19 protein-coding genes are annotated in these 21,412 nt (G+C 77.5%); 7 read left to right on the top strand and 12 right to left on the bottom strand.

Going from position 1 to position 21,412, the window contains the following annotated elements:
- Positions 1-51: 51 nt before the first annotated feature.
- Positions 52-1,905 (bottom strand): glutamine--fructose-6-phosphate transaminase (isomerizing), encoded by a 1,854-nt coding sequence (glmS, locus tag ACR9E3_RS28415; RefSeq protein ID WP_460384196.1) that lies wholly within the window; start codon positions 1,903-1,905, stop codon positions 52-54.
- A gap of 113 nt (positions 1,906-2,018) precedes the next feature.
- Here glmS and ACR9E3_RS28410 point away from each other — a divergent pair, with 113 nt between their 5' ends.
- Positions 2,019-2,900 carry a dienelactone hydrolase family protein gene (locus ACR9E3_RS28410; protein ID WP_460384195.1) on the top strand — a complete coding sequence of 294 codons (882 nt, stop codon included), beginning with the start codon at positions 2,019-2,021 and terminating at the stop codon, positions 2,898-2,900.
- Here the strand turns inward: ACR9E3_RS28410 and ACR9E3_RS28405 are convergent.
- The 9 genes from ACR9E3_RS28405 to eccCa all read right to left on the bottom strand — a co-directional run bounded on the left by ACR9E3_RS28405 (position 2,872) and on the right by eccCa (position 13,961).
- Positions 2,872-3,633: a hypothetical protein gene (locus tag ACR9E3_RS28405; RefSeq protein ID WP_460384194.1), complete on the bottom strand. Its 762-nt coding sequence runs from the start codon at positions 3,631-3,633 to the stop codon at positions 2,872-2,874. The two genes, ACR9E3_RS28410 and ACR9E3_RS28405, sit on opposite strands and share 29 nt — an antisense overlap.
- The gene (locus ACR9E3_RS28400) at positions 3,630-4,007 is read right to left on the bottom strand and encodes a hypothetical protein (RefSeq protein ID WP_460384193.1); all 378 of its coding nucleotides are present in this window, start codon (positions 4,005-4,007) and stop codon (positions 3,630-3,632) included. The genes ACR9E3_RS28405 and ACR9E3_RS28400 overlap by 4 nt, the downstream gene beginning before the upstream one ends.
- A 267-nt stretch (positions 4,008-4,274) precedes the next feature.
- Entirely contained in the window at positions 4,275-5,690 is a 1,416-nt protein-coding gene (gene glmM, locus ACR9E3_RS28395; RefSeq protein ID WP_460384191.1) for a phosphoglucosamine mutase, read from the bottom strand.
- Complete coding sequence (rpsI, locus tag ACR9E3_RS28390) at positions 5,690-6,175, bottom strand: 30S ribosomal protein S9 (protein WP_460384215.1); 486 nt, start codon at positions 6,173-6,175, stop codon at positions 5,690-5,692. The genes glmM and rpsI overlap by 1 nt, the downstream gene beginning before the upstream one ends.
- A gap of 167 nt (positions 6,176-6,342) precedes the next feature.
- Positions 6,343-6,786: a 50S ribosomal protein L13 gene (gene rplM / locus ACR9E3_RS28385; protein WP_274280628.1), complete on the bottom strand. Its 444-nt coding sequence runs from the start codon at positions 6,784-6,786 to the stop codon at positions 6,343-6,345.
- Positions 6,787-6,933: 147 nt separating this feature from the next.
- Complete coding sequence (locus ACR9E3_RS28380) at positions 6,934-7,218, bottom strand: WXG100 family type VII secretion target (RefSeq protein ID WP_460384189.1); 285 nt, start codon at positions 7,216-7,218, stop codon at positions 6,934-6,936.
- 20 nt (positions 7,219-7,238) lie between these two features.
- Positions 7,239-7,613 carry a WXG100 family type VII secretion target gene (locus ACR9E3_RS28375; protein WP_460384188.1) on the bottom strand — a complete coding sequence of 125 codons (375 nt, stop codon included), beginning with the start codon at positions 7,611-7,613 and terminating at the stop codon, positions 7,239-7,241.
- 91 nt (positions 7,614-7,704) lie between these two features.
- On the bottom strand, positions 7,705-9,867 hold the full coding sequence (locus tag ACR9E3_RS28370) for a type VII secretion-associated protein (protein ID WP_460384187.1): 2,163 nt from the start codon (positions 9,865-9,867) through the stop codon (positions 7,705-7,707).
- Positions 9,864-13,961, bottom strand: a complete 4,098-nt coding sequence (gene eccCa / locus ACR9E3_RS28365) for a type VII secretion protein EccCa (protein WP_460384186.1) — start codon at positions 13,959-13,961, stop codon at positions 9,864-9,866. Before eccCa ends, ACR9E3_RS28370 begins: the two co-directional genes overlap by 4 nt.
- A gap of 152 nt (positions 13,962-14,113) precedes the next feature.
- Between eccCa and eccD the strand changes: the two genes are divergently transcribed.
- From eccD to ACR9E3_RS28335, 6 genes are read left to right on the top strand one after another with little or no spacing between them, the layout of a single operon-like run.
- Complete coding sequence (eccD, locus tag ACR9E3_RS28360) at positions 14,114-15,682, top strand: type VII secretion integral membrane protein EccD (RefSeq protein WP_460384185.1); 1,569 nt, start codon at positions 14,114-14,116, stop codon at positions 15,680-15,682.
- Positions 15,679-17,007, top strand: coding sequence for a type VII secretion-associated serine protease mycosin (mycP, locus tag ACR9E3_RS28355; protein ID WP_460384184.1), 1,329 nt, complete (start codon positions 15,679-15,681; stop codon positions 17,005-17,007). Before eccD ends, mycP begins: the two co-directional genes overlap by 4 nt.
- Positions 17,004-18,233 carry a type VII secretion protein EccE gene (gene eccE / locus ACR9E3_RS28350; protein WP_460384183.1) on the top strand — a complete coding sequence of 410 codons (1,230 nt, stop codon included), beginning with the start codon at positions 17,004-17,006 and terminating at the stop codon, positions 18,231-18,233. The genes mycP and eccE overlap by 4 nt, the downstream gene beginning before the upstream one ends.
- On the top strand, positions 18,230-18,952 hold the full coding sequence (locus ACR9E3_RS28345; protein ID WP_460384182.1) for a hypothetical protein: 723 nt from the start codon (positions 18,230-18,232) through the stop codon (positions 18,950-18,952). The genes eccE and ACR9E3_RS28345 overlap by 4 nt, the downstream gene beginning before the upstream one ends.
- Positions 18,953-18,971: 19 nt before the next feature.
- Entirely contained in the window at positions 18,972-19,286 is a 315-nt protein-coding gene (locus ACR9E3_RS28340) for a Rieske (2Fe-2S) protein (protein WP_460384181.1), read from the top strand.
- Positions 19,287-19,320: 34 nt separating this feature from the next.
- On the top strand, positions 19,321-19,698 hold the full coding sequence (locus tag ACR9E3_RS28335) for a VOC family protein (RefSeq protein ID WP_460384180.1): 378 nt from the start codon (positions 19,321-19,323) through the stop codon (positions 19,696-19,698).
- A 153-nt stretch (positions 19,699-19,851) separates the two neighbouring features.
- On the opposite strand, the gene truA is transcribed toward ACR9E3_RS28335, so the two are convergent.
- Both truA and rplQ read right to left on the bottom strand, forming a co-directional pair.
- On the bottom strand, positions 19,852-20,664 hold the full coding sequence (truA, locus tag ACR9E3_RS28330; RefSeq protein ID WP_460384179.1) for a tRNA pseudouridine(38-40) synthase TruA: 813 nt from the start codon (positions 20,662-20,664) through the stop codon (positions 19,852-19,854).
- Positions 20,665-20,714: 50 nt separating this feature from the next.
- A complete protein-coding gene (rplQ, locus tag ACR9E3_RS28325; protein ID WP_460384178.1) occupies positions 20,715-21,383 on the bottom strand; it encodes a 50S ribosomal protein L17 in 669 nt (222 codons plus the stop codon).
- Positions 21,384-21,412 lie beyond the last annotated feature (29 nt).

Below are 21,412 nucleotides of genomic sequence, written 5' to 3'. Positions count from 1 at the left end.
TATGTGAGCGAACTTTGGGGCCATAGCCCCAAAGTTCGCTCACATACCCACCTACTCGACCGTGACCGACTTCGCGAGGTTGCGGGGCTTGTCGACGTCGTAACCGCGGGAGCGGGCGACCTCGGCGGCGAAGACCTGCAGCGGGACGCTGGCGACCAGGGGCTGGATCAGCGTCGACACCGACGGCACCTCGATGAGGTGCTCGGCGAACGGCCGCACGGTCTCGTCGCCCTCCTCCGCCACGACGATCGTGCGGGCCCCGCGAGCCTGGATCTCGCGGATGTTGGAGAGCAGCTTCTGGTGCAGGATCGCCCGCCCCTTGGGCGAGGGCATGACGACGACCACCGGGAGGTCCTGCTCGATCAGCGCGATCGGGCCGTGCTTGAGCTCGCCCGCCGCGAAGCCCTCGGCGTGCATGTAGGCGAGCTCTTTGAGCTTGAGCGCGCCCTCGAGGGCCACCGGGAAGCCGACGTGGCGCCCGAGGAACAGCACCGCCTTGGACTGCGCGAGGTCGCGCGCGAGCGCCCGGGTCGGCTCGACGACCGCCTCGAGCACCCGCGCCACCGCCTCGGTGCTCGACTCCAGCTCGGCGTACTCGCGCGCCACCTCGTCGGCGTACTTCGTGCCGAAGGTCTGCGCCAGGGCCAGACCCACGAGATAGCAGGCGATCACCTGCGCGGTGAACGTCTTCGTCGCCGCGACCCCGACCTCCGGGCCGGCGTGGGTGTAGAGCACCGCGTCGGACTCGCGCGGGATCTGGGCGCCGTTGGTGTTGCAGATCGCCAGCACGCGCGCCTTCTGCTCGCGGGCGTGCCGCACCGCCTCGAGCGTGTCCGCGGTCTCGCCGGACTGGGAGATCGCCACGACGAGCGTCGAGCGGTCGAGCACCGGGTCGCGGTAGCGGAACTCGCTGGCCACCTCGACCTCGACCGGGATGCGGCACCAGTGCTCGATCGCGTACTTGGCGAGCAGGCCCGCGTGGTACGCGGTGCCGCAGGCGACGACGAACACCTTGTCGATGTCGCGGAGCTCCTGGTCGGACAGGCGCTGCTCGTCGAGCACGACCCGCCCGTCGACGAGGTGCCCGCGCAGGGTGTCCGCCAGCGCGGTCGGCTGCTCCTCGATCTCCTTGAGCATGAAGAAGTCGTGGCCGCCCTTCTCGGCGGCCTCGATGTCCCAGTCGACGTGGAAGGGACGGGTCTTCGCGGTCTCGCCGTGGAAGTCGGTGACCACCGCGCCCTCGGGCGTCAGGGTGACGATCTGGTCCTGCCCGAGCTCCACGGCGTCGCGGGTGTGGTCGATGAACGCGGCCACGTCCGAGGCCACGAACATCTCGCCCTGCCCGACGCCGACGACCAGGGGCGACGAGCGGCGCGCGGCGACGATCTCGTCGGGGCGCTCGGCGTGGGTGAAGACGAGCGTGAACGCGCCCTGGAGGCGGGCGACGACCGCCCGCACGGCCGCGGTCAGCCCGGCGTCCGGATCGGCGGCGTAGGCCCGGGCCAGGAGGTGCGCCGCGACCTCGGTGTCGGTGTCGCTGGTCAGCTCGACGCCCTCGGCCTCGAGCTCGGCCCGCAGCGCGGCGAAGTTCTCGATGATCCCGTTGTGGACGACCGCGGCCCGGCCGGTGGCGTCGGTGTGGGGGTGGGCGTTGCGGTCGGTCGGCGGCCCGTGAGTGGCCCACCGCGTGTGACCCATCCCGGTGGTCCCCGCCACCCCGTCGTCCGGGAGCACGGCGACGAGGTTGTCGAGCGGACCGGCCGCGCGGTGCACCTCGAGACCGCCCTTGCCGTCCACCACGGCGACCCCGGCGGAGTCGTATCCCCGGTACTCCAGGCGCCGCAGTCCGTTGACGAGGACCTCCTGGGCCGGACGCCAACCGACGTATCCCACGATGCCGCACACGGGCCTCAGGGTAACGAGACCGCTCCGGCCCCCCGGCCGCCCGCCATCCGGAGGACAGGACGGGGCGGGTCACGACGGGCTGCGACGGTGCGCCTCCGCTAGGTTCCCGGGCCATGGCGAGCGTGATCCCCGGCAAGGCCCTGGCGCCGAAGGCGCTGGTCGCCGAGCTGTCGAAGCCCGGCCCGTACCCGGTGCTGCGCGGTGAGCTCGCCCTGGTGGGCCTGCCGGGCGTCGTGTTCGCCCCGCAGACGGGCACCGGCCTGCCCGCCGTGGCGTTCGCGCACGACTGGCTCCAGCCCGCCGCCCGCTACCTCGGCCTGCTGCGCCACCTGGCGTCCTGGGGCATCGTCGCGGCCGCGCCGGACACCCAGCGCGGCCCCTTCGGGTCCCACCGCGCCCTCGCCCACGACCTGCGCACCGGGCTCGGCATCTGCTCCGGGGTGCGCCTCGGCGGCACGGCCCGCGGCGCGGCGGTCAGCGTCGACCCCGGAAAGCTCGGCGTCGCCGGGCACGGGATGGGCGCCGGGTCGGCCGTGCTCGCCGCGGCGGTGCCGGCCACGGACACCCGCGTGCAGGCGGTCGGCGAGCCGTACTGGGAGGTCGGTCACGGCGTCGCGCTGCAGGCGGTCGCGACGATCGCGGTCACCGACACGCGGCCCTCGGCGGTCGAGGCGGCCCGCGCCGTGCACCTGCCCGGCATGCACCTCGGCTTCGGCAAGGACCTCGTCTCGCCGCCCGGCGCCGGCGCGGAGCTGCTCGACAAGGCCTGGGCGGGCGAGTCGTCGCTGCGCACGGTGAAGAAGGCCACCCACCTGGGGCTGCTCGAGGGCCGGCACTGGTCCGACGTCCTGCTCGACGGCAAGGGCGAGCCCGCGACGCGCACGCTGGTGCGCGCGCTGCTGACCGGCTTCCTGCTGCACCGGCTCGGCGGCGACTCCCGCTACGCCGCGGCGTTCGACGGCGCGGTCAAGGGGACCGAGGTCCACTCCGCCTGACGGCCTCCCCGGACGCGCTGCCGGCGGCGAGGCGCTCGCGGACCCGCGCCCCGGCCTCGCGCCCGGCCGTCCGGCTGCGCCGCGCGGCCGCCAGGAACACCGCCAGCCGTTCCTCGAGGTCGGCGGCCCACGCCCGCAGCGGCCGCTCCACCGACGGGTCGGTGCGCACCGCGGCCAGCATCGCGTCGACCCGGGCCGGGTGCAGCCCGCCCACGGGGTCGGCCGGGCGGACCGCGGCGGCACCGGCCGCGAGGTCCCGGACCGCGGCGGCCACCTGCCCCGCGGCGGCCTCGAAGACGTCGGCGGTGTCCCCGAGCTCGGCGACCAGCCCGTGCGCGGACCGCGCGAGCGCGGACACCCGCTGCTGCACGGCGTCGGCGGACGGCCCGGCCCACGTGTCCCACAGCGGCCCGAGGTCCTCGGCGGTGTCGATGTGCTGGCGGCGCACCAGCGTGACGGCCTCGCGCAGCGCCTCGGCCTGCCCGGCGAGCGCCGCGGGGTCGGGGAGGTCGCGGGCGTCGGCCCCGGCGCGCGCGACCGTCGCGGGGTCGGTGTCCGGACCCGACGGGACGCCGCGCCAGCGCGGCGGCAGCGCGGCCCAGCGCGACAGCCCGCCGGTGAGGAGGCCGACCGCGGCGTCGACGGCGGCGAGGAGGGCGGCGCGGGGCGGTCCCGCGACGTCGACCGGACCGGCCGCGGGGACGAGCCGGAGCGGGCGGTCGGGCCCGGTCACCCGAGGCTGCGCGGGCCGGGGCGGGGGCCGGAGCCGGGCCCGGCGGGCCCGGCGGGCGAGGCGCCCGGCTGCTCGGCCCCGGCGGCCGCGAGGTGCTCGGCGAGGGCGTCGACCTCGCCGGCGTGCGCGCGGAGCAGGGCCACCGCCGAGAGCGTGCCGTCGCCGGGCTCCTCGCCCGGCGCCCCGCCCGGGCCGCCGCTGAGCCGGTCGGCGAGACGGTGCAGGTCGCGGGCGCGGCCCGTGACGGCCTCGACGACCTCGGGGAGGTCGGCCGGAGCGCCCTCGGCCTCGTCGGCGAGGTCGTCGTCGGCGTCGACACCAGCGAGGATGTCGTCGATCGGGGCGGCGCCGCGGGCGGGCGGGAACGAGTCCATCCGCGTCCTCCGCATCCGGCCCGCGCTGGCGCGGGGCACCCACCGACGTCCTCGTCCCGCCCCCGGCCGGCCGGTGGGCCGACGTGGCGTCGGGACCGCGGGACCACCGTCAGGTTAACGCCTGGCGGTGGGACCGGGGGCCGGAACCCGGTACCGCCACGACCGGATACGGCGATCGGCACCGTGGCGGCGCCCGCCGTCACCGGCGTCGCCACTCGGCGTCGCGGACCGGTCGCACAGCGCAGCCGATCCGTCTCCGGGACCGTCTCAGCGGACGGCGGACACCAGCCCGGCGAGGCGGTCGGCGACCTCGCCCGCGATCTCCTGGGTCGGGGCCTCGACCATGACCCGCACGAGCTGTTCGGTGCCGGACGGGCGCAGGAGCACCCGGCCCCGGCCCGCGAGCTCGGCCTCGGCCTCGGCCACCGCGTCGGTGACCTCGGGGGACGCGCCGACGGCGGTCTTGTCGACCACGGGCACGTTGACCAGCACCTGCGGGAGCCGGGTCATGACCCCGGCGAGCTCGCCGAGCGTCCGCCCGCTCTGCGCGATCCGGGCCATGAGGCGCAGCGCGGTGAGCAGGCCGTCGCCGGTGGTGGCGTGGCCCGGGAGCACGACGTGCCCGGACTGCTCACCGCCCAGGGAGAAACCGCCGGCCCGCAGCTCCTCGAGGACGTAGCGGTCGCCCACGGCCGTCGTGCGCAGCGAGACCCCGGCCGCGTCCATGGCGAGGTGGAGCCCGAGGTTGCTCATGACGGTGACGACGAGCGTGCCGTCGGCGAGCTCGCCGCGCTCCAGGAGGTCGAGCGCGAGGATCGCGAGGATCTGGTCGCCGTCGACGACGCTGCCGTCGCCGGCCACCGCGAGGCAGCGGTCGGCGTCGCCGTCGTGGGCGATGCCGAGGTCCGCGCCGTGCTCGACGACGGCACGGGCGAGCGCGTCCATGTGCGTGGAGCCGACGCCGTCGTTGATGTTCCAGCCGTCGGGCTCGGCGTGCAGGGGCGTGACCCGCGCCCCGGCCGCGGCGTAGGCCCGCGGGGCCGCCGCCGAGGCGGCGCCGTGCGCGCAGTCGACGACGACGTGCAGGCCCCGCAGCGGGGTCGGCGTGGCGCCGGCGAGGTGGGCGACGTAGCGCTCGAGAGCGTCGGGGACGTCGCGCACCCGGCCGATGTCGCGGCCGGTGGGCCGGGCGGTGGCGCCGACCGGCGCCCCGCTGTCGGCGGCGCGCACGTGCGCCTCGATCTCGTCCTCGACCGCGTCGGGCAGCTTGTGCCCGCCGGCGGCGAAGAGCTTGATGCCGTTGTCGGGCATCGGGTTGTGCGACGCGGAGATCATGACGCCGAGGTCGGCGTCGAACTCCCCGGTCAGGAACGCCACGGCGGGCGTCGGCAGGACACCGACGCGCAGCACGTCCGCCCCGGCCGCGCTGAGCCCGGCGGTGACCGCCGCCTCGAGCATCTCGCCGCTCGCGCGGGGGTCGCGCCCGACGACCGCGACCGGACGCGTGGTCGCCCCCCGTCGCCCCCCGGCGCGGGCGTGCTCGGCGAGCACACCCGCGGCCGCCGCGGACACCGCGGTCGCCAGCTCGGGCGAGAGGTCGGCGTTGGCGAGGCCCCGGACACCGTCGGTGCCGAAGAGTCGATGGGTCGGGCTCCGCTCCGCTGCGCCTCCCGAGCTCCCCATCAGCGCTTCGAGTACTGGGGCGCCTTCCGGGCCTTCTTCAGGCCGTACTTCTTGCGCTCCGTCGCCCGCGCGTCGCGGGTGAGGAAGCCGGCCTTCTTGAGGCCCGGACGGTCGTCCGGGTCGACCTCGGTGAGGGCCCGGGCGAGGGCGAGGCGCAGAGCGCCCGCCTGGCCCGACGTGCCGCCGCCGGTGAGGGTGGCGTGGACGTCGAACTGCTCGGTGCGCTCGGTGGTGACCAGCGGCTCGCGGATGAGCTGCTGGTGCACCTTGTTCGGGAAGTACTCCTCGAACGCCTTCTTGTTGCACACGATGCGCCCGGTGCCGGAGACGAGGCGCACGCGCACGATCGCCTCCTTGCGACGGCCCACGGTCTGCACGGGGCGGTCGATGGCGGCGAACACCGGCGCGGGGGCGGTGTCGCCGAAGACGTCGGCGTCGGCGTCCGTGTCGGCGTCCGTCTCGGCGTCGTCCTCGGTCTCGCCCACCTCGACGTCGGCGAGGACCTCGGCGCCGTCCTCGGTGCCCGGGTCGTCCGTGGCGGAGACCGGGGTGCCGCCGACGGCGCCCTCGGGCAGGTCCGCGGCTTCCGCCAGCGTCTGCGCGGCGTCGTTGTCGGCGACCTCGGGCAGGTCGGTGGAGTCGTCGGGGCTGGTCACTGGCTCACCTGTCGAATCTCGTACGGCACCGGCTTCTGCGCGGCGTGGGGGTGCTCGGGGCCCGCGTAGACCTTGAGCTTGCTGCCCATGGCCCGGCCCAGCCGGTTCTTCGGGAGCATGCCCTTGATGGCCTTCTCGACCAGTCGCGCGGGGAAGCGCTCGAGCTCCTCGCCCACCGTGCGGGCCTTCAGCCCGCCCGGGTAGCCACTGTGGTGGTAGACGAAGCGGTCGTCGCGCTTGCTCCCGGTGAGGGCGATCTTCTCCGCGTTCACGATGATCACGAAGTCACCGGTGTCGACGTGCGGCGCGTACGTGGGCTTGTGCTTGCCCCGCAGCAGCGTGGCGCTCTGGCTGGCCAGGCGCCCGAGGACGACGTCGGACGCGTCGATGACGTGCCAGGCGCGATCGATGTCGCCTGGCTTCGGACTGAACGTGCGCACGGAAGCTACCTCGTCACGGACGGCTGGGCGGTTCGGCACAGGGCCGGTGGGGTCAAACGCTGGTCGAGCGGGCGCGGGCGTACACCGCGCAACGATCCTCCAGGGTACGCGTCCCCTCCCCCCGCACCTCGACCACCCCCTCGGGCCTCAGCCGAACATGTTCCGCACCTGGTTCTCGGTGTTCTGGTAGTTCGCGTTGACCGCTCCCGTCCGCGTCCCGATCTGCGCGAGGAGGGCCTTCATGTCCTCCCACGACGTGCGGATCTGCTGCTGGCGCTGCCGGTAGAAGTCGGAGGCGGCACCGTCCCAGACGCTGAGCTGGGCGATCGCGCCGTCGAGGTCGGCCAGTTCCTGCTCGATCGCCGACGCGCCGCGGGCGATGCTCGCCTGCGCTCCGTCGATCTCGCCGAACGACACCCGGATCTCGCTCATGGTGACTCCGTTCCCGTGCGCTAGAGGTACTGGCCGAGGCCGCCGGAGGGCGGCGTCGCGGGCGGCGCCCCACCCGTCGCCCCCGCGCCGTCGGTGCCGCCGAGCTGGGCGAACGCCTGCCGGTTGTCCTCGTCCGAGGCGGCGTAGGTGCGCCCGGACCGGCCGACCTTCGCCGCGATCTCGTCGAGCGCGGTGTTGATGCGCGTCGCGTCCTCGTTCCACCGCACCATCAGCTGCTGGAACGCCGCCGAGCCCTGACCCCGCCAGGTCCCGGCCAGCGGCGCGAGCTGCGACTGCAGCGTGCCCATGTGGCCCGCCATGCCCTGCTTGATGTCCTGGATGCGGTGGGCGACGCCCAGCATCGCGTCGGTCTCGGTGCCGAACTGACCGGTCATGCGTCGCTCCCTCGTGTGCTCGGTGCGGATCGAGCATGACGGCCGACCGCGCGGCGTGGTGGCCGTTCGGGAGAACTCGCGGGACGGCTCGTCAGCCGGCGGGCTCGAGCGTCTCCACCACCTGCGAGCAGGCCGCCAGCACCCGCCGGGCGTCCGCGTCGTCGGTGCCGTGGCGGCAGCCGACGCTGACCATCGACGGCGGCGACAGCACGACGAACCAGTCGACCCGGACCCCCGGCGCCGGATCCTGGCGGTAGCGGGCGACGTCGCGCCCGCCGAGCTCGGCCTGCGGCTCGTAGCCGGACACGGGGTCCCCGGCGGCGCGGGCGGCCTCGTACTGGGAGGCGAGCTGCGCGCGGGCCCGGTCCGGGTCCGCGGCGGCCGCGGGATCGAGCGGGTTCTCCTGGACGGCGACGAGGTCGGTGCCGCGCGGGGCCCCCTGGGGACGCAGCAGGACCCGGCGGGCCGCGGCGTCGCCGCCCGCGGCGACCCAGCCCAGCGGCGCGACGAAGGTCTGGCCGCCGACGACGGTCGGCGTCCCGGCCGGGCCGCGCAGCGCGCGGGCGCCGAGCACCACGCCGGTCACGAGCGCGACCACCGCCAGCAGCGCCACGACGACCGCCCCGACGCCGACCCGGCCGCGGGCGGGCGACGGCGCGCGGGGGCGGCGGGCCGGCAGACGGGCGGGCTCGGCGCCGCGGACCTCCGTGTCGTCCTCGGCATCGCGGTCGGGCCGCCCGACCCGCCGCACCGGGAGCAGCGCCTGCGATCCCGGCGCCGTGGGCGTCAGCCAGGCCGGGGTGTCGTCGGGCTCGCCGAGGTCCTCGGTGAGCTCCGCGTCGGTGAGCTCCGCGTCGGTGAGCTCCGCGTCGGTGATCTCCGCATCGGTGATCTCCGCGGCCGGGATCCCCCCGGCCCGGGCGACGGGCGGCAGCGGAGCCGTCGGCGGGTCGAGGAGCGGGCCGGCGGGCCGCGACCACGCCGCCGTCCCGGCCGCGAGGCCCGCCGCGGCGCCCAGCGCGGCGCCCACCCCGGCACCCGACGCCCCACCCGACGCGGCACCCGCCGCGAGGACGCCCCCGTCACGGGATCCCGTCGCCGCGCCGACGGCCTCCCCGCGCCGGTTCGTCTCGTCCTCGCGCGCCGCGACCAGCGCGCCGTGGGCGACGACCAGCCGCGGATCCGGCGCCACGGTGGCCGGCACGCCCAGCTCGCGGTGCACGAGCGCGGCGAGCAGCGGGATGCGGGCGCCGCCGCCGGTGAGCCACACGCCGTCGAGGTGCTCGGGCCCGGCGCCCGCGTCGGCGAGGGTGTCGGCGAGCAGGTCGACCACGCCGCGCAGCGACGGGCGGAGCACCTCGGTGAGCTCGCCGCGCGACAGCCACGCCGCGGTCGTGCGCCCGGGGAGCGGCACCGCGGCCTGCTCGGCGTCGGAGAGCTGCTCCTTGGCGGCGCGCACGTCGTCGAGCAGCACCTGGCGGTGGCGGCGGTCGGCGAGCGTGGTGGCGGCGACGACCTCGCGGATCCGGTCCGCCTCGCGGCGTTCCTCGGGGTCGGCGGTGAACGGGTCGTCCGACAGCGTGGTCAGCAGGTGCCCCAGCAGCAGCTCGTCGGCGTCGTCGCCCCCGAAGCGGCCGTCCTCGCGCCGGGCGAGCAGCCGGGCGCCGCCGCAGCGTCCCGGGGCCGGGGCGAGCACGGCGGCCGCCGCGCCGCGGGCGCCGAGGTCGAGCACGGCGAGCGACCGGCCCGGGGACCCCGACGACGCCGGGCGCATCCACCCCGCGTAGGCGGCGACGGCGACGGGCTCGGGCAGCAGCGTCAGCTCCTCGGCGAGACCGGACCCGGCCCGGCGCAGCACCTCGCGGCGTCCCGCGTCCCAGCCGGCCGGGTGGGTCAGGACGAGGTGGCGCGGGCGCCCGCCCCGCAGCAGGGGCCCGGCGCGCGCCAGGACGCCGGTGAGCACCGCACCCCAGGCCTCGGCCACCCCGACCACGCGCGTGCCGAGCAGCAGGTCGGGCTCGTCGACCCGCAGGAGCGGGGTCGGCTCGTAGCGCGACGGGTCCGTGGGCGCGAGCCGGCGGGCGGCGGCGCCCGCGACCAGCCCGGTCCCGTCCGCGGGCGCGAACACCGCGGCGAGGTCGACCGGCAGGTCCGCGGGGTCGACCTGGATGTCCGGGACGGGCGGCGCGACGTCGACCGCGGCGGCCACCGTCGTGACCCCCAGGTCGATCGCGACCGCCGGTGCGTCGCTCACGGCTCGTCGGCGTCCGCGGGATCGGCACCGGCCGGGGCGGTGATGGGCGGGTCGGGGGCACGCCACCCGACCTGTACGAGGCGCTCCCCCTGGCGCCGGCCGACGAGCCAGCCGCGTCCGGGCGGCTGCGGGCCGGGTCGCACGGTGCCCAGCAGCACGCCCTCGTCGCGGCTGCCGCTCATGACGATCCCGGGTGAGCTCAGCTCGCGCAGCCGGGCCAGCACCGGCTCGAACATCGCGCGGGACGCCCCGCCCGTCCGCCGGGCGACGAGCAGGTGCAGGCCGACGTCCCGCGCCTGCGGGAGCAGGTCGAGCAGCACGGCCAGCGGGTTGGTGCCCGCCCCGGCGACGAGGTCGTAGTCGTCGACGAGCACGAAGACGTCGGGACCGGTCCACCACGACCGGGCCCGCAGCTGCTCCGGGGTGACGTCCGGGCCGGGCAGGCGGCGCTGCAGCGACTCGACGAGCTCGCCGAGTGCGCGGGTCAGCGCGGGCGCCGAGGACGTGTAGGAGATGAGGTGCTCGCTCGCGACGGCCCCGAGCAGGGAGCGCCGATAGTCGACGACGACGAGCCGCGCCTGGTCGGGCCGGTAGCGGGCGACGATCTGGTGGGCCAGGCCCCGCAGCAGCGCGGTCTTGCCCGACTCGGCGTCGGCGTAGCAGACGAAGTGCGGGTCGGCGGCCACGTCGAGCAGCACGGGCGCGAGCCGGTCCTCCGACAGCCCCAGCGGCAGCAGGTGCGGCGGGCCGTCCTCGGGGCCGGGCAGCGACTCCACCCCGACCCGTTCGGGCAGCAGACGCACCCGGGGCGCGCCGGTGCCGCCCCACGCCGCGGCCACGCGCGCGACGAGCTCGCCGGTGGCGCGCCCGAGGTCGGTGGTGTCGGCGACCCCGTCGAGGCGCGGGAGCGCGGTGAGCACGTGCAGCTTCTCCGGCGACAGCCCGCGACCCGGGCGGCCCGCCGGCACGAGCGCGGCGACCCGGCGGTCGACCTCGGACTCCGACGGGTCGCCGAGACGCAGCTCGAACCGGGTGCCGAGGAGGTCCTTGAGCGCCGGCCGCAGCTCCGCCCAGCGGCTGGCCGCGATGACGACGTGCACGCCGTACGACAGGCCGCCGGTCGCCAGCGAGATCACCGACTGCTCGAGCTGCTCGTGCTCGCTGCGGAACGCGTGCCAGCCGTCGACGACGAGGAAGACGTCGCCGAGCATGTCGCTGCCGCCGGTGCCGGGCGCCAGCTCCCCGCGGCGACGCCGGGCCCGCAGATCGGCCATCGACTCCACCCCGGCCTCGCGGAACCACCGCTCGCGGCCCGCGAGCAGGCCCGCGACCTCGGCGACGGTGCGGCGCACCAGGTCCGGCTCGCCCCGGCCCGCGACGGCGCCGACGTGCGGGAGGCCCGCGAGCCCCGCGAGCGTGCCGCCGCCGAGGTCGACCGCGTAGAACTGCACCTCGGCGGGGGTGTGGGTCACCGCCGCCGACGCCACCAGCGTGCGCAGCAGCGTCGACTTGCCCGACTGCGGGCCGCCCGCCACCACGACGTGCCCCGCGGCGCCCGCGAGCTCGGCCCACAGCACGTCGCGGCGCTGGTCGTAGGGCCGGTCGACGATCCCCACCGGCACCGCGAGCTCCCCGTTGGCCGGGAAGCCCGCGGCGGTGAGGCCGCGGTCGGCGGTCGCGGACAGCGGCGGCAGCAGCGCGTCCAGCGTCGCCGGGTCGGCCAGCGGCGGCAGCCACACCTCGTGCGCGGGCGGGCCCTGCCCGCGCAGCCGTTCGACGACGACGTCGAGCACCGAGGGCGTGCCCCCGGCCCCGCGCGGCACGGACGGGCCGTGGGGACCGATCACGGCCGGCGGGCCGGGCCGCCCGTCACCGTCGGGCGCCGCGTCGAGCACCGTCGGCGCCGCCGGCTCGACCCAGTGCGCGGTGAACGGCCGCGGGCGCATCTCGCGCGGCAGCGGCGAGGGGTCGGGCGCGACGCGCTCCGCGGCCCGGTACGGCGCGGACACGTAGCCGGCCTTGAACCGCGTCATCGTCGACGACTCGACCTTGAGGTACCCGGAGCCCGGGACCGGCGGCAGCTCCGCGGCGTCGGGCACGCCGAGGACCGCGCGGGAGTCGGCCGCCGAGAACGTCTTGAGCCCGATCCGGTACGACAGGTGCGAGTCCAGCCCGCGCAGGCGGCCCTCCTCGAGGCGCTGCGAGGCCAGCAGCAGGTGCATCTGCAACGACCGGCCGAGCCGCCCGATCGCCACGAACAGCTCCGCGAAGTCGGGCTTCTGGCTCAGCAGCTCGGAGAACTCGTCGACGACGACGAACAGCGTCGGCAGCGGCTCGAGCGCCGCCCCGTTCTCCCGGCGGCGCTCGTACTCCGTGACGTTCGCGAGGTTGCCGGCCGCCCGGAGCTTCTCCTGGCGGCGCTGCATCTCCCCGGCCAGCGCGTCCTGCATCCGGTCGACGAGGCCCAGGTCGTCGGCGAGGTTGGTGATCACCGCCGCGACGTGCGGGGCGTCGGCGAGACCCGCGAACGTCGCGCCGCCCTTGAAGTCGACGAGCACGAGGTTGAGCGCCTCGGACGAGTGCGTCGTGATCAGTCCGAGCACGAGCGTGCGCAGCAGCTCCGACTTGCCCGACCCGGTCGCGCCGACGCAGAGCCCGTGCGGGCCCATGCCCTCCTGCGCGGCCTCCTTGATGTCGAGCTCCACCGGCTCGCCGTCGGCCGACACCGCGAACGGCACGCGCAGGCGGTCGCGCACGGGGCGCGGCCGCCACGCGGCGGCGACGTCGAAGGTGTCCGGCTCGCCGTCGACCCCGAGCAGCTCGAGGATCCCGGGGCTGGTCAGCAGCGGCTCGTCGTCGCCGGCGGCGACGGCCGGGGTGCGGCACGGCGCCAGGCGGCGCGCGAGCGCCTCGGCCTCGGCCGCGCCGAGGGTGTCGGGACGCCCGAACCACTCGACGCCCTGCCGGCCGACCGCCCCGATGCGGCCCGCTTCCCCGCCCTCACCCGGCTCGAGCACGAGCCCCAGCCCGCGCCGGGAGGTCAGCGTGCCGAGGGCGTCGGAGAGGTCGACGACGGTGACGCCCGCGAGGCCCTCGGCGAGCACGATCTGCTCGCCGAGCGTGACCTCGGCGTCCTCGAGCACGACCACGACGTGCCGGGTGTCGGCGGCCGGCGCCGCGCCGCGGGTGAACCGGCCGCGCCCCGCGAGCTCCGGGGCGAGCCACGACTCGACCGCGGCCAGCGAGGACGCCACCATCCGGACCGGCCCCGCCCCGTCGGACAGCCGGGGGTGCGCCACGTGCGGCAGCCACTTGACCCACTCCCACGCCGCCCGGGCGGGCCCGGTCGCGGCGACCGCGACCACCAGGTCGTCCGGGCTGTGGAACGTCACGAGCTGCGCGACGAGCGCGCGGACGAGCCCGCGTCGCGCCGCGGTGTCGGCGCCGGTGACGCCGACGGACGCGAAGGCGCGCAGGGAGACCGCCGTCGGCAGGTCCGGGACGATCGAGTGGGTGCGCACGAACCGGCGCAGGGCGACGGTCGCGACGGGCTCGAGGTCGTCGACGGGGCCGGTCTGCGGCGGGACGAGGCCGGTGGCGAGGCGCTGCGAGCCCCGCCCCACGCGCACGTGGGCGAAGTCCGCGTCGGCGGGCCGGCGCTCCCACATCCGCGGGCCGCGGGCGAGGCCCACGAGCGCCGACGGGTCGGGGTGGCTCCACTCGAGGGCGCGACGCTGGTCGGCGGCGGTCTCGCGGGCCCGCCGCCGCATCTGCGCGAGGTAGCGCAGGTAGTCCTTGCGGTCCTCGTCGGCCTCCGCGCGCCGCTGCCCGCCGCCGCGCGTCGCGCCGCCCGCGACCATGCCGAGCGTGGAGAGCGCGAACATCCCGCCGAACAGCCACGAGGTCGGGTTGTCGACGCCGATGACCACGATGAAGCCGAGGGAGCCCACCACCATGAGCAGCGGCAACAGCCGCAGCAGGGGCGACGTCGGCACCGCGCAGGGGATCTCCGGCGGGGCCTCGAGGTGGATCTCCCCGGACGGCACCTCGGGGGGAGCCAGGCGCGCGGCGCGCCGGAAGACCCGAGTGCCCACCGGTCGTCCCCCAATCCTGGCGATCACCCCACCCGGCCCCGACCGCCCGGCCATACTAAGGAGCCACGGCGCCCGCCGGGTCCGTCTCGGACGAACAGCCCAGAGGTGCCCGACGGAGATCCGGTGAGCACGCCCGTCACGGGGAGGAGCGCATGACAGGCACCGCCCGGTCCGACCGCGGCACGGCGCCGCCCGGGGCCGCCGGGAGCCGGCCCGCGCTCGGTGACGGCGACGGAGCCCCGCCGGCCCTCCCGGCGGGGACGGGCGCGCCGGTCGCCGCCGCGAGCCGCGTGTCGGTCCTCGCCCCCCGGACGCGGGTCGACGTCGCCCTGCCTCCCGACGTCCCGCTCGCCGACCTGCTGCCGGTCCTGCTCGACATGACCGGCGAGTCGGCGGCCGGCGGGCGCGGGGCGGGCGGGGGCTGGACGCTGGCGCCGCTCGGGCAGGGCACGGTCGACCCCGCGCGCACCCTCGCCTCGCTCGGCGTCCTCGACGGCGACCAGCTCGTGCTGCGGCGCCGCGCCGACGCCGCGCCGCCGCCGTTGTTCGACGACGTCGTCGACGCCGTGGCCGAGGCGACGCCCGCGAGCTACCGGGCGTGGGGCCCGGGTCTCGCGCGGGTGCTCGGGCTCGCGGGACTCGCGCTCGGCCTCGCCGTCGCGGGGCTGGCGCTCGTCGTGGCGGGCCGCGGACCGGGCACCGCCGGGGGTCTCGGGACCGCCGCCGTCGCCGGGGTCGCCGCCCTCGCCGCACTCGCGGCGGCCGCGGCCGGGACGCGGGTGGCCGACCAGGCGGGGGCGGGCTCGATCCTGGCCCTGGGCGCCGTCGGCCTGGCCGGCGTCGCCGGGGTGGCGGCCGTGCCGTGGGGGCCCGTCGGGGCGGCCACCTCGGCGTCCACGTCCTTGGTGGCCACCGCCGGCGCGCCACAGCTCCTCCTCGGAGCGGCGCTCGCCGCGGCCGCGGCCGTGGTCGGGCTGCTCGTCCTGGGCTCCGCCGGGCCCGCCGGCGTCGCCGCGCTGCTCGGCGTCCTGACCGCCGCGGTGCTCCTCGCCGTCGCCACCGGGGTCGCCACGATCCTCGACGCGGGGGACGCCGCGGGCGTCGCCGCCGGGGCCGGGGCGCTCGCCCTCGTCGCGGCCGCGCTGCTGCCCCGCACCGGCATCGCGCTCGCGCGGCTGCCCCTGCCGCGGGTGCCCGGGTCGGCCGACGAGCTCGCCGACGACCCCGGGGTCGCCGAGCACGCGGACATCGAGCGCCGCGCCGACCGCGCCCATGCCGCGCTGTCGGGGCTGGTCCTCGGGTGCGGCGCGGTCACGGCGGGCGCGGTCACCGTGCTCGCCCTCGCCCCGGTCGGCGGGTGGCGGGGCGTCGCCGGCTGGGTGCTCGCCGCGCTGCTCACCGCCCTGATCGCCCTGCGCTCGCGCACCTACGCCAACGGCGTGCAGGCGGTCGCGCTGCTCGTCTGCGCGCTGCTCGCCGGGGCGGGCCTGCTCGTCGGCTGGCTGCTGGTGGCGCCGCCGCTCGTCGCGGTGCTCGCCGTCCCCGCCGTCGCACTGGCGGGCGGGGCGTCCGCGCTGGTGCTCGGCGTCGTCGTCCCGCACCGGCGCTTCTCGCCCGTCGTGCGACGGGCCGTCGACGTCGTCGAGGCGGTCGGCATCGCCGCGGCGCTGCCGGTCGCGCTCGGGGTGATGGACCTCTACACGGCGATGCGGCTGCTGTGACGCGCACCGGTGGCGCGCTGGCCCTGGTGGCGCTCGCGGTCCTGCTCTCCACGGCACCGGCGGGCGCCGCGCCCGGGTCGGCGCCGACCCCGCCCGCGCCGGATGCGGCGGCGCTCGCCGCCCTCGACCCCGCGCCGGACGCGGTGCCCGGAGCACGCGAGACCGCGCCCTGCCCCGCGCCCGTGCCCCCGGCGGGCGTGTCGGGCACCGGGTTCGGCGACGTCCCGCCCGGGCCGGACCCGGCGGCGGCCTGGACCGGCGGGCGCGGCGAGGGGCAGACGGTCGCGGTCGTCGACACCGGCGTCGCCTCCCACCCCCGGCTCGGCGGGCGGGTCGCCGACGGCGGCGACTTCGTCGCCGGGGCGGCGGGCACCGACGACTGCGACGGGCACGGCACCGCGGTGGCCGGGGTGATCGCCGCCGACCCCGCGCCCGGCGACTTCCTCGTCGGGCTGGCGCCGGCCGCCCGCGTGCTGGCGGTGCGCCAGACCAGCGCGTTCTACGGCGCCGACGGCCAGGCCGGCGTCGGCGACGTCACCACGCTGGCCCGCGCGGTCCGGCACGCCGCCGACACCCCGGGCGTCGGCGTGATCACCCTCGCGCTCGCCGCGTGCCGCACGCCCGCCCAGGTCGCCGACCCGGCCGCGGCCCCCGCGCTCGGCGCGCTGCGCGCCGCGGTGCGCGAGGCCGTCGACCGCGGCGTGGTCGTCGTGGCCGCCGCGGGCAACACCGGGCCGGGGTGCCCGCCCAACACGGGGGGTGCGGTGTCGAGCGTCCCGGTGCCGGCCTGGTTCTCCGACGACGTGCTGGTGGTCGGCGCGGTCGGCGACGACGGCGCCGCGGACCCGTCGTCGCTCGCCGGGCCGTGGGTCGACCTCGCCGCCCCCGGCCGGGCGCCGACCTCCCTCGCCGCCCGGGGCGACGGCCTGACCACCGCGCTCACCGCGCCGGACGGCGCCACCGGGCCGCTGGTCGGCACGAGCTTCGCCGCCGCGCGCGTCGCCGCGGCCGCGGCGCTGGTCCGCGCGCAGGACCCCGCCGCTCCGGCGCGCGAGATCGCGGCCGCGCTCGTCCGGTCCGCGGCGCCCACGGCGGGGCTGGCGCCCGGCGTCCGCGACGACGCCGTCGGCTACGGGGTGCTCGACGCGGCGGCCGCGGTGCGCGGGGGCCCGCCGCGCACGGGTCCCGAGGTCCGGCCGGCTCCGCCGTCCGCGACCCCGGAGGAGGGCGGGCACCCCGGGGTCGTCGTCGGGGTCGTGGTCGGAGTGCTCGTCGTCGCCGCGCTCGTCACGGCGGTCGTCGTCCGGCGTCGGGGGGCGCGGTGAGCCTCGTCGTCGCCCGGGACCGCCCGGAGCCCACCGCGCGGCGGCGGCCGTCGGGGCCCTCGCTCGGGCCGGTGCCGCTGGTCGGCGTCGTCGTCGTCGAGATCGGCCTCGCCGCGGCGGTGGCGCTCGTGGCCGCGGACCGGCGGCTGCTCCCCCTGGCCGGTGTCGTGCTGTCCGCGGGGATCGTGGTCGGCCTGCTGCGCGTGCGACGGCGCTGGCTGGTGGAGTGGATCGGCCTGGCCGTGCGCTTCCGGCTGCGGATCCGGGAGCGGGTCTCCGAGCCGCTCGGGGACGGGGCGGACCCCCGGCTGCGCGTGCTGCGCCTGCTCACCGGCGACCTCAGCGTCGCCCGGACCCGCGACCACGACGGCCGGGAGGTGGGCCTGCTCGGGCACGGCGGGGGGTGGAGCGCGGTGCTCGCCCTCGATCCCACCGACGTCGACGGCGGGACCCGGCTCGTCGCGTCGGATGCGGCGGGGGACGCCGCGTCCTTCCCCCTCGCCGCGGTGGCCGGGTGCCTGGCCGACCGGGGCGTGGTGCTCGACGCCGTCAGCGCCCTCTGGCACTGCCGCCCGCTGGCCACGGACTCCCCGGCCGCGGCGGCCTACCGCGAGGTGCTCGGGCCGCTGCCCCCGCTCGCGCGGCGCGAGGCGTGGCTGGTGGTGCGCCTGGACCCGCAGCGCTGTCCCGACGCGGTGGCCGAGCGCGGCGGCGGGGTGGTCGGCGCGCACCGGGCCGTGGTCGGCGCGCTCGCCCGCATCTCCCGCGTGCTCGCCGACCACGGGATGCCGGTGCGCCCGCTCGGCGCCGACGACGTCCTCGACGCCGCGACCGGGGCCGCCGACACCGGGGACGAGCCCGCGGAACGGCTGACGGAACACTGGCGTGCCGTGGTCGTCGGCGATGTCGGGCACGCGAGCTACGCCGTCACCCGCTGGCCCACGGGGGTGACCCCGGAACGGCTCACCGGACTGACCGCGACGAGCGGACGGTCGTGCACGCTCGCCCTCACCCTCGAGCCCGATCCGCACGGCGACGGCGACGGCGCGCCGACCGTCGGCCTGCGCGGCACCGCCCGGATCACCGCCGACACCCCGGAGGCCCTCGACGAGGCGGGCGGCGAGCTGGTCGCCCGCGGGCACGCCCTCGGGATCGCCCTCGACCCGCTCGACGGCCGCCACGCCGCCGGCCTCGCCGCGACGCTGCCCGTCGGGGCCGTGCCGTGAGCGCCGCCGGCCGGACCGCCCCCACGCGCGCCGATCCCGAGATCGCGCCGGCCTTCTCGGTGTCGCCGACGCTGCTCGACGCCCTCGGCCCCCCGGTGCGCCCCGCCGGTGTCGTGCTCGGGGCCGACCCGGACGGCGAACCGGTCGTCGTGGATCTCCTGCGCCCCGCGCCGACGCGGGTCGTCCTGCTCGGCGGGCTCTACCTGGCGCGTCAGGTGACCCTGCGGGCGGTCGGCACGGGCGCCCACGCCGTCGTCGTCACCGGTCGCCCGCCGGTGTGGGACGCGGTCCGGGACGCGGCCGGGCGGGACGGCGAGGGCGCCGACGACGTCGTCCGGATCGTGCGCGAGGCCCCGAGCGACCTCGCCGTCGACCACGGGCCGCCCCTGCTCGTGGTCCACGACCGCGGGGCCACGGCGCGCGGGCCCGCCCCGGCGCGCCGCCCGCACCAGACGACGCTCGTCGTCCTGCCGTCGCTGGTGCCCGCGGTCTCCGACCTCGCCGACGACGCCGACCTCGTCCTCATCCAGCGCCTGCCCCCGCACGAGGCGGAGCTCGCCGGGCGCCTCTGGCGGCTCACGCCGGCGATGACCGAGGCCCTCCGGACCCTGCCCGACCGCGGCGCGGTCCTCCTCGGCCGCAACCTCTGGCGCCGCGTCGACCTCGTCACCGGCCCCCGCGAGACCGCCATCCTCGGCCCGGTCCGCCGCGGCGACTGAGGCTCTACGCTCTGACGTCGTGGAGGCGACGTTCACGCCCGTCCTGCCGCTCGCCGAGCTGGGCGACGGGACGATGCGCGCCGTCATGGTCGGGTCGACCCGCGTGCTGCTGGTGCGCTCCGGCGACGAGGTCCGCGCGTACGACAACCGCTGCCCCCACCGCGCCTGGCCCCTCGAGCGCGGCACCCTCGCCGGCGGCGTCCTGACCTGCGCCAACCACCGCTACACGTTCGACGTGACCACCGGGCGCGGGATCGATCCGGGCGACTGCGACCTCGTCGCCCACCCCTGCCGGGTCGAGGACGGGACGATCGCGGTGGCGCCGCGCGCTTGACCTCGACCTTGCTCGAGGTCGCACCCTGGCCCGTATGAGCGTCGAGCTGAACCACACCATCGTCGAGTCCGCCGATCCGGACGGCGGCGCGGCCTTCCTCGCCGAGGTCCTCGGGCTGCCCGCGCCGTTCCACTTCGGGCCGTTCACGGTCGTCGAGGTCGCCCACGGGACGAGCCTCGACTTCATGACCGTCGCCGACCCGCACTCCCAGCACTACGCGTTCCTGGTCTCGGACGACGAGTTCCCGGTGATCGCGGACCGGCTGCGCGCGAAGGGCGTTCCCACGTTCGCCGACCCCGGCCACCGGCGGTCGGGCGAGAACACCAACGACGGCGGCCGCGGCGCGTACTTCGACTCCCCCGAGGGCCACAACCTCGAGATCCTCACCCGCCCCTACGGCAGCGGCGGCTGAGCACGTGGACGTGTCAGCGAAGTGCCGTTGCGGACACTGAGCGTCCGTCAACGCACTTCGATCACCGGAGGTCGGCGCCGATCCCGGCCGCGGTGATCGAAGTACCGATACGGACACTCAGCGTCTGTGACGGCACTTCGCTGACAACCTCGCTCACCGCTCGTCGCGGCGGCGGCGGGTCCGGGCGGTGCGGGCGGCGAGGTCGGCGTCGTCGGGGTAGTCGACGCCGACGAGGCGCAGGCCCCGGGCCGCGACGACGGTGACCTCGCTCGAGCGCTCGCGCGCCGCGAGGAGATCGGCGGGCCACGAGACGGGACGGCGTCCCTCGCCGACGGCCAGCAGCGCGCCGACGACCGAGCGGACCATCGAGTGGCAGAACGCGTCGGCCGACAGCCGGGCGGTGAGGACGTCGGTCTCGCCGTGCGGACGCGTCCACTCGAGGTGCTGGAGCTCCCGGACGGTCGTGGCGCCGGCGCGGGGACGGCAGTAGGCGGCGAAGTCGTGCTCGCCGAGCAGGCCCCGCCCGGCCTCGTTCATCGCGTCGACGTCCAGGGGCCGCGGCCAGCGCAGGGTGTCGCGGGCCCGCAGCGGCTCGGGGCCCCACGGGGCGGTGCTGACGCGATAGACGTAGTGGCGGCGCAGGGCCGAGAACCGGGCGTCGAAGCCCTCCGGAGCCGGCGACACCGCCCGGACCCTGACATCGGGTGGCAGCATCCGCGCCAGGCGCCCGACGAGGCCCGGGTGGATCGCGACGGATTCCGGCAGGTCGACGTGGCAGACCTGCGCGTCCGCGTGGACGCCGGCGTCGGTGCGGCCCGCGACGGTGAGCGCCACCGGCACCCGCCAGATCGTGGCGAGCGTGTCCTCGAGGACGCCCTGCACCGTGCGGAGACCCGGCTGGCGCGCCCAGCCCGAGAAGTCGGTGCCGTCGTAGGCCAGGTCGAGCCGGTAGCGCGTCAGAGACACCGCGAGCCCGCCCCCGGTGTCGGGAGCGGGCTCGCGGATCGTGCTGTCGGTCAGGACTTGTCCGAGTCCTCGTCGGTGTCGAGACCGGCCGCCGAAGCGGCGTTGTCGGCCATCGGCTCCGGGACCTCGTCCTCGGCCGCCGCCTCGGCCTCCGGGACCTCCGGGGCGTCGTCGTCCGTGCCGGCGGCCGCCTCGGCCTCGACGGCCTCGGCCGTCTCGGGCTCGGCTTCCTCCGCCGCCGCGATGGTGGCCGCGGTGGCGGCGGCACCGGTGGCGGTCTCGCCGATCTCGGCGCCGGGACCCGACGGGGACGTCGGCGCGGCGGCCGTGCGGGTGGCCTGCGAGGCCTCCGCCGACGCCGTCCGCTCGTTCACCAGCTCGATGACGGCCATGGGGGCGTTGTCGCCCTTGCGCGGCAGCGTCTTCACGATGCGGGTGTAGCCGCCGGGGCGGTCGGCGAAGAACGGGCCGATCTCGGCCACGAGGCGGTGCACGACGTCCTTGTCCCGGATCTGCTCCGAGATCAGGCGACGGTTGTGCAGGCCGCCCTTCTTCGCCTTCGTGATCAGCCGCTCCGCGTACGGGCGGAGGCGCTCGGCCTTGGCCCGGGTGGTGTGGATGCGGCCGTGCGTGAACAGCGACGTGGCCAGGTTGGCCAGCATCAGCTTCTGGTGGTCGGGGGAACCCCCGAGCCGCGGGCCCTTGGTGGGCTGGGGCATGTCACTGCTCCTGTCTCGTGACGCCTTTC

It is taken from the genome of Actinomycetospora sp. C-140 (assembly GCF_054796175.1).
The sequence above is the reverse complement of the archived record's forward strand: the minus strand, read 5'-3'. Positions and strand labels throughout refer to the sequence as shown.

Excerpts from the sequence above, each read along its gene's own strand:
- ACR9E3_RS28335 (WP_460384180.1), top strand. The coding sequence starts at position 19,321 with ATGAGCGTCGAGCTGAACCACACCATCGTCGAGTCCGCCGATCCGGAC.
- glmM (WP_460384191.1), bottom strand. The coding sequence starts at position 5,690 with ATGGGGAGCTCGGGAGGCGCAGCGGAGCGGAGCCCGACCCATCGACTC.
- eccD (WP_460384185.1), top strand. The coding sequence starts at position 14,114 with ATGACAGGCACCGCCCGGTCCGACCGCGGCACGGCGCCGCCCGGGGCC.
- ACR9E3_RS28375 (WP_460384188.1), bottom strand. The coding sequence starts at position 7,613 with ATGACCGGTCAGTTCGGCACCGAGACCGACGCGATGCTGGGCGTCGCC.
- ACR9E3_RS28380 (WP_460384189.1), bottom strand. The coding sequence starts at position 7,218 with ATGAGCGAGATCCGGGTGTCGTTCGGCGAGATCGACGGAGCGCAGGCG.
- rplQ (WP_460384178.1), bottom strand. The coding sequence starts at position 21,383 with ATGCCCCAGCCCACCAAGGGCCCGCGGCTCGGGGGTTCCCCCGACCAC.
- ACR9E3_RS28400 (WP_460384193.1), bottom strand. The coding sequence starts at position 4,007 with ATGGACTCGTTCCCGCCCGCCCGCGGCGCCGCCCCGATCGACGACATC.
- ACR9E3_RS28410 (WP_460384195.1), top strand. The coding sequence starts at position 2,019 with ATGGCGAGCGTGATCCCCGGCAAGGCCCTGGCGCCGAAGGCGCTGGTC.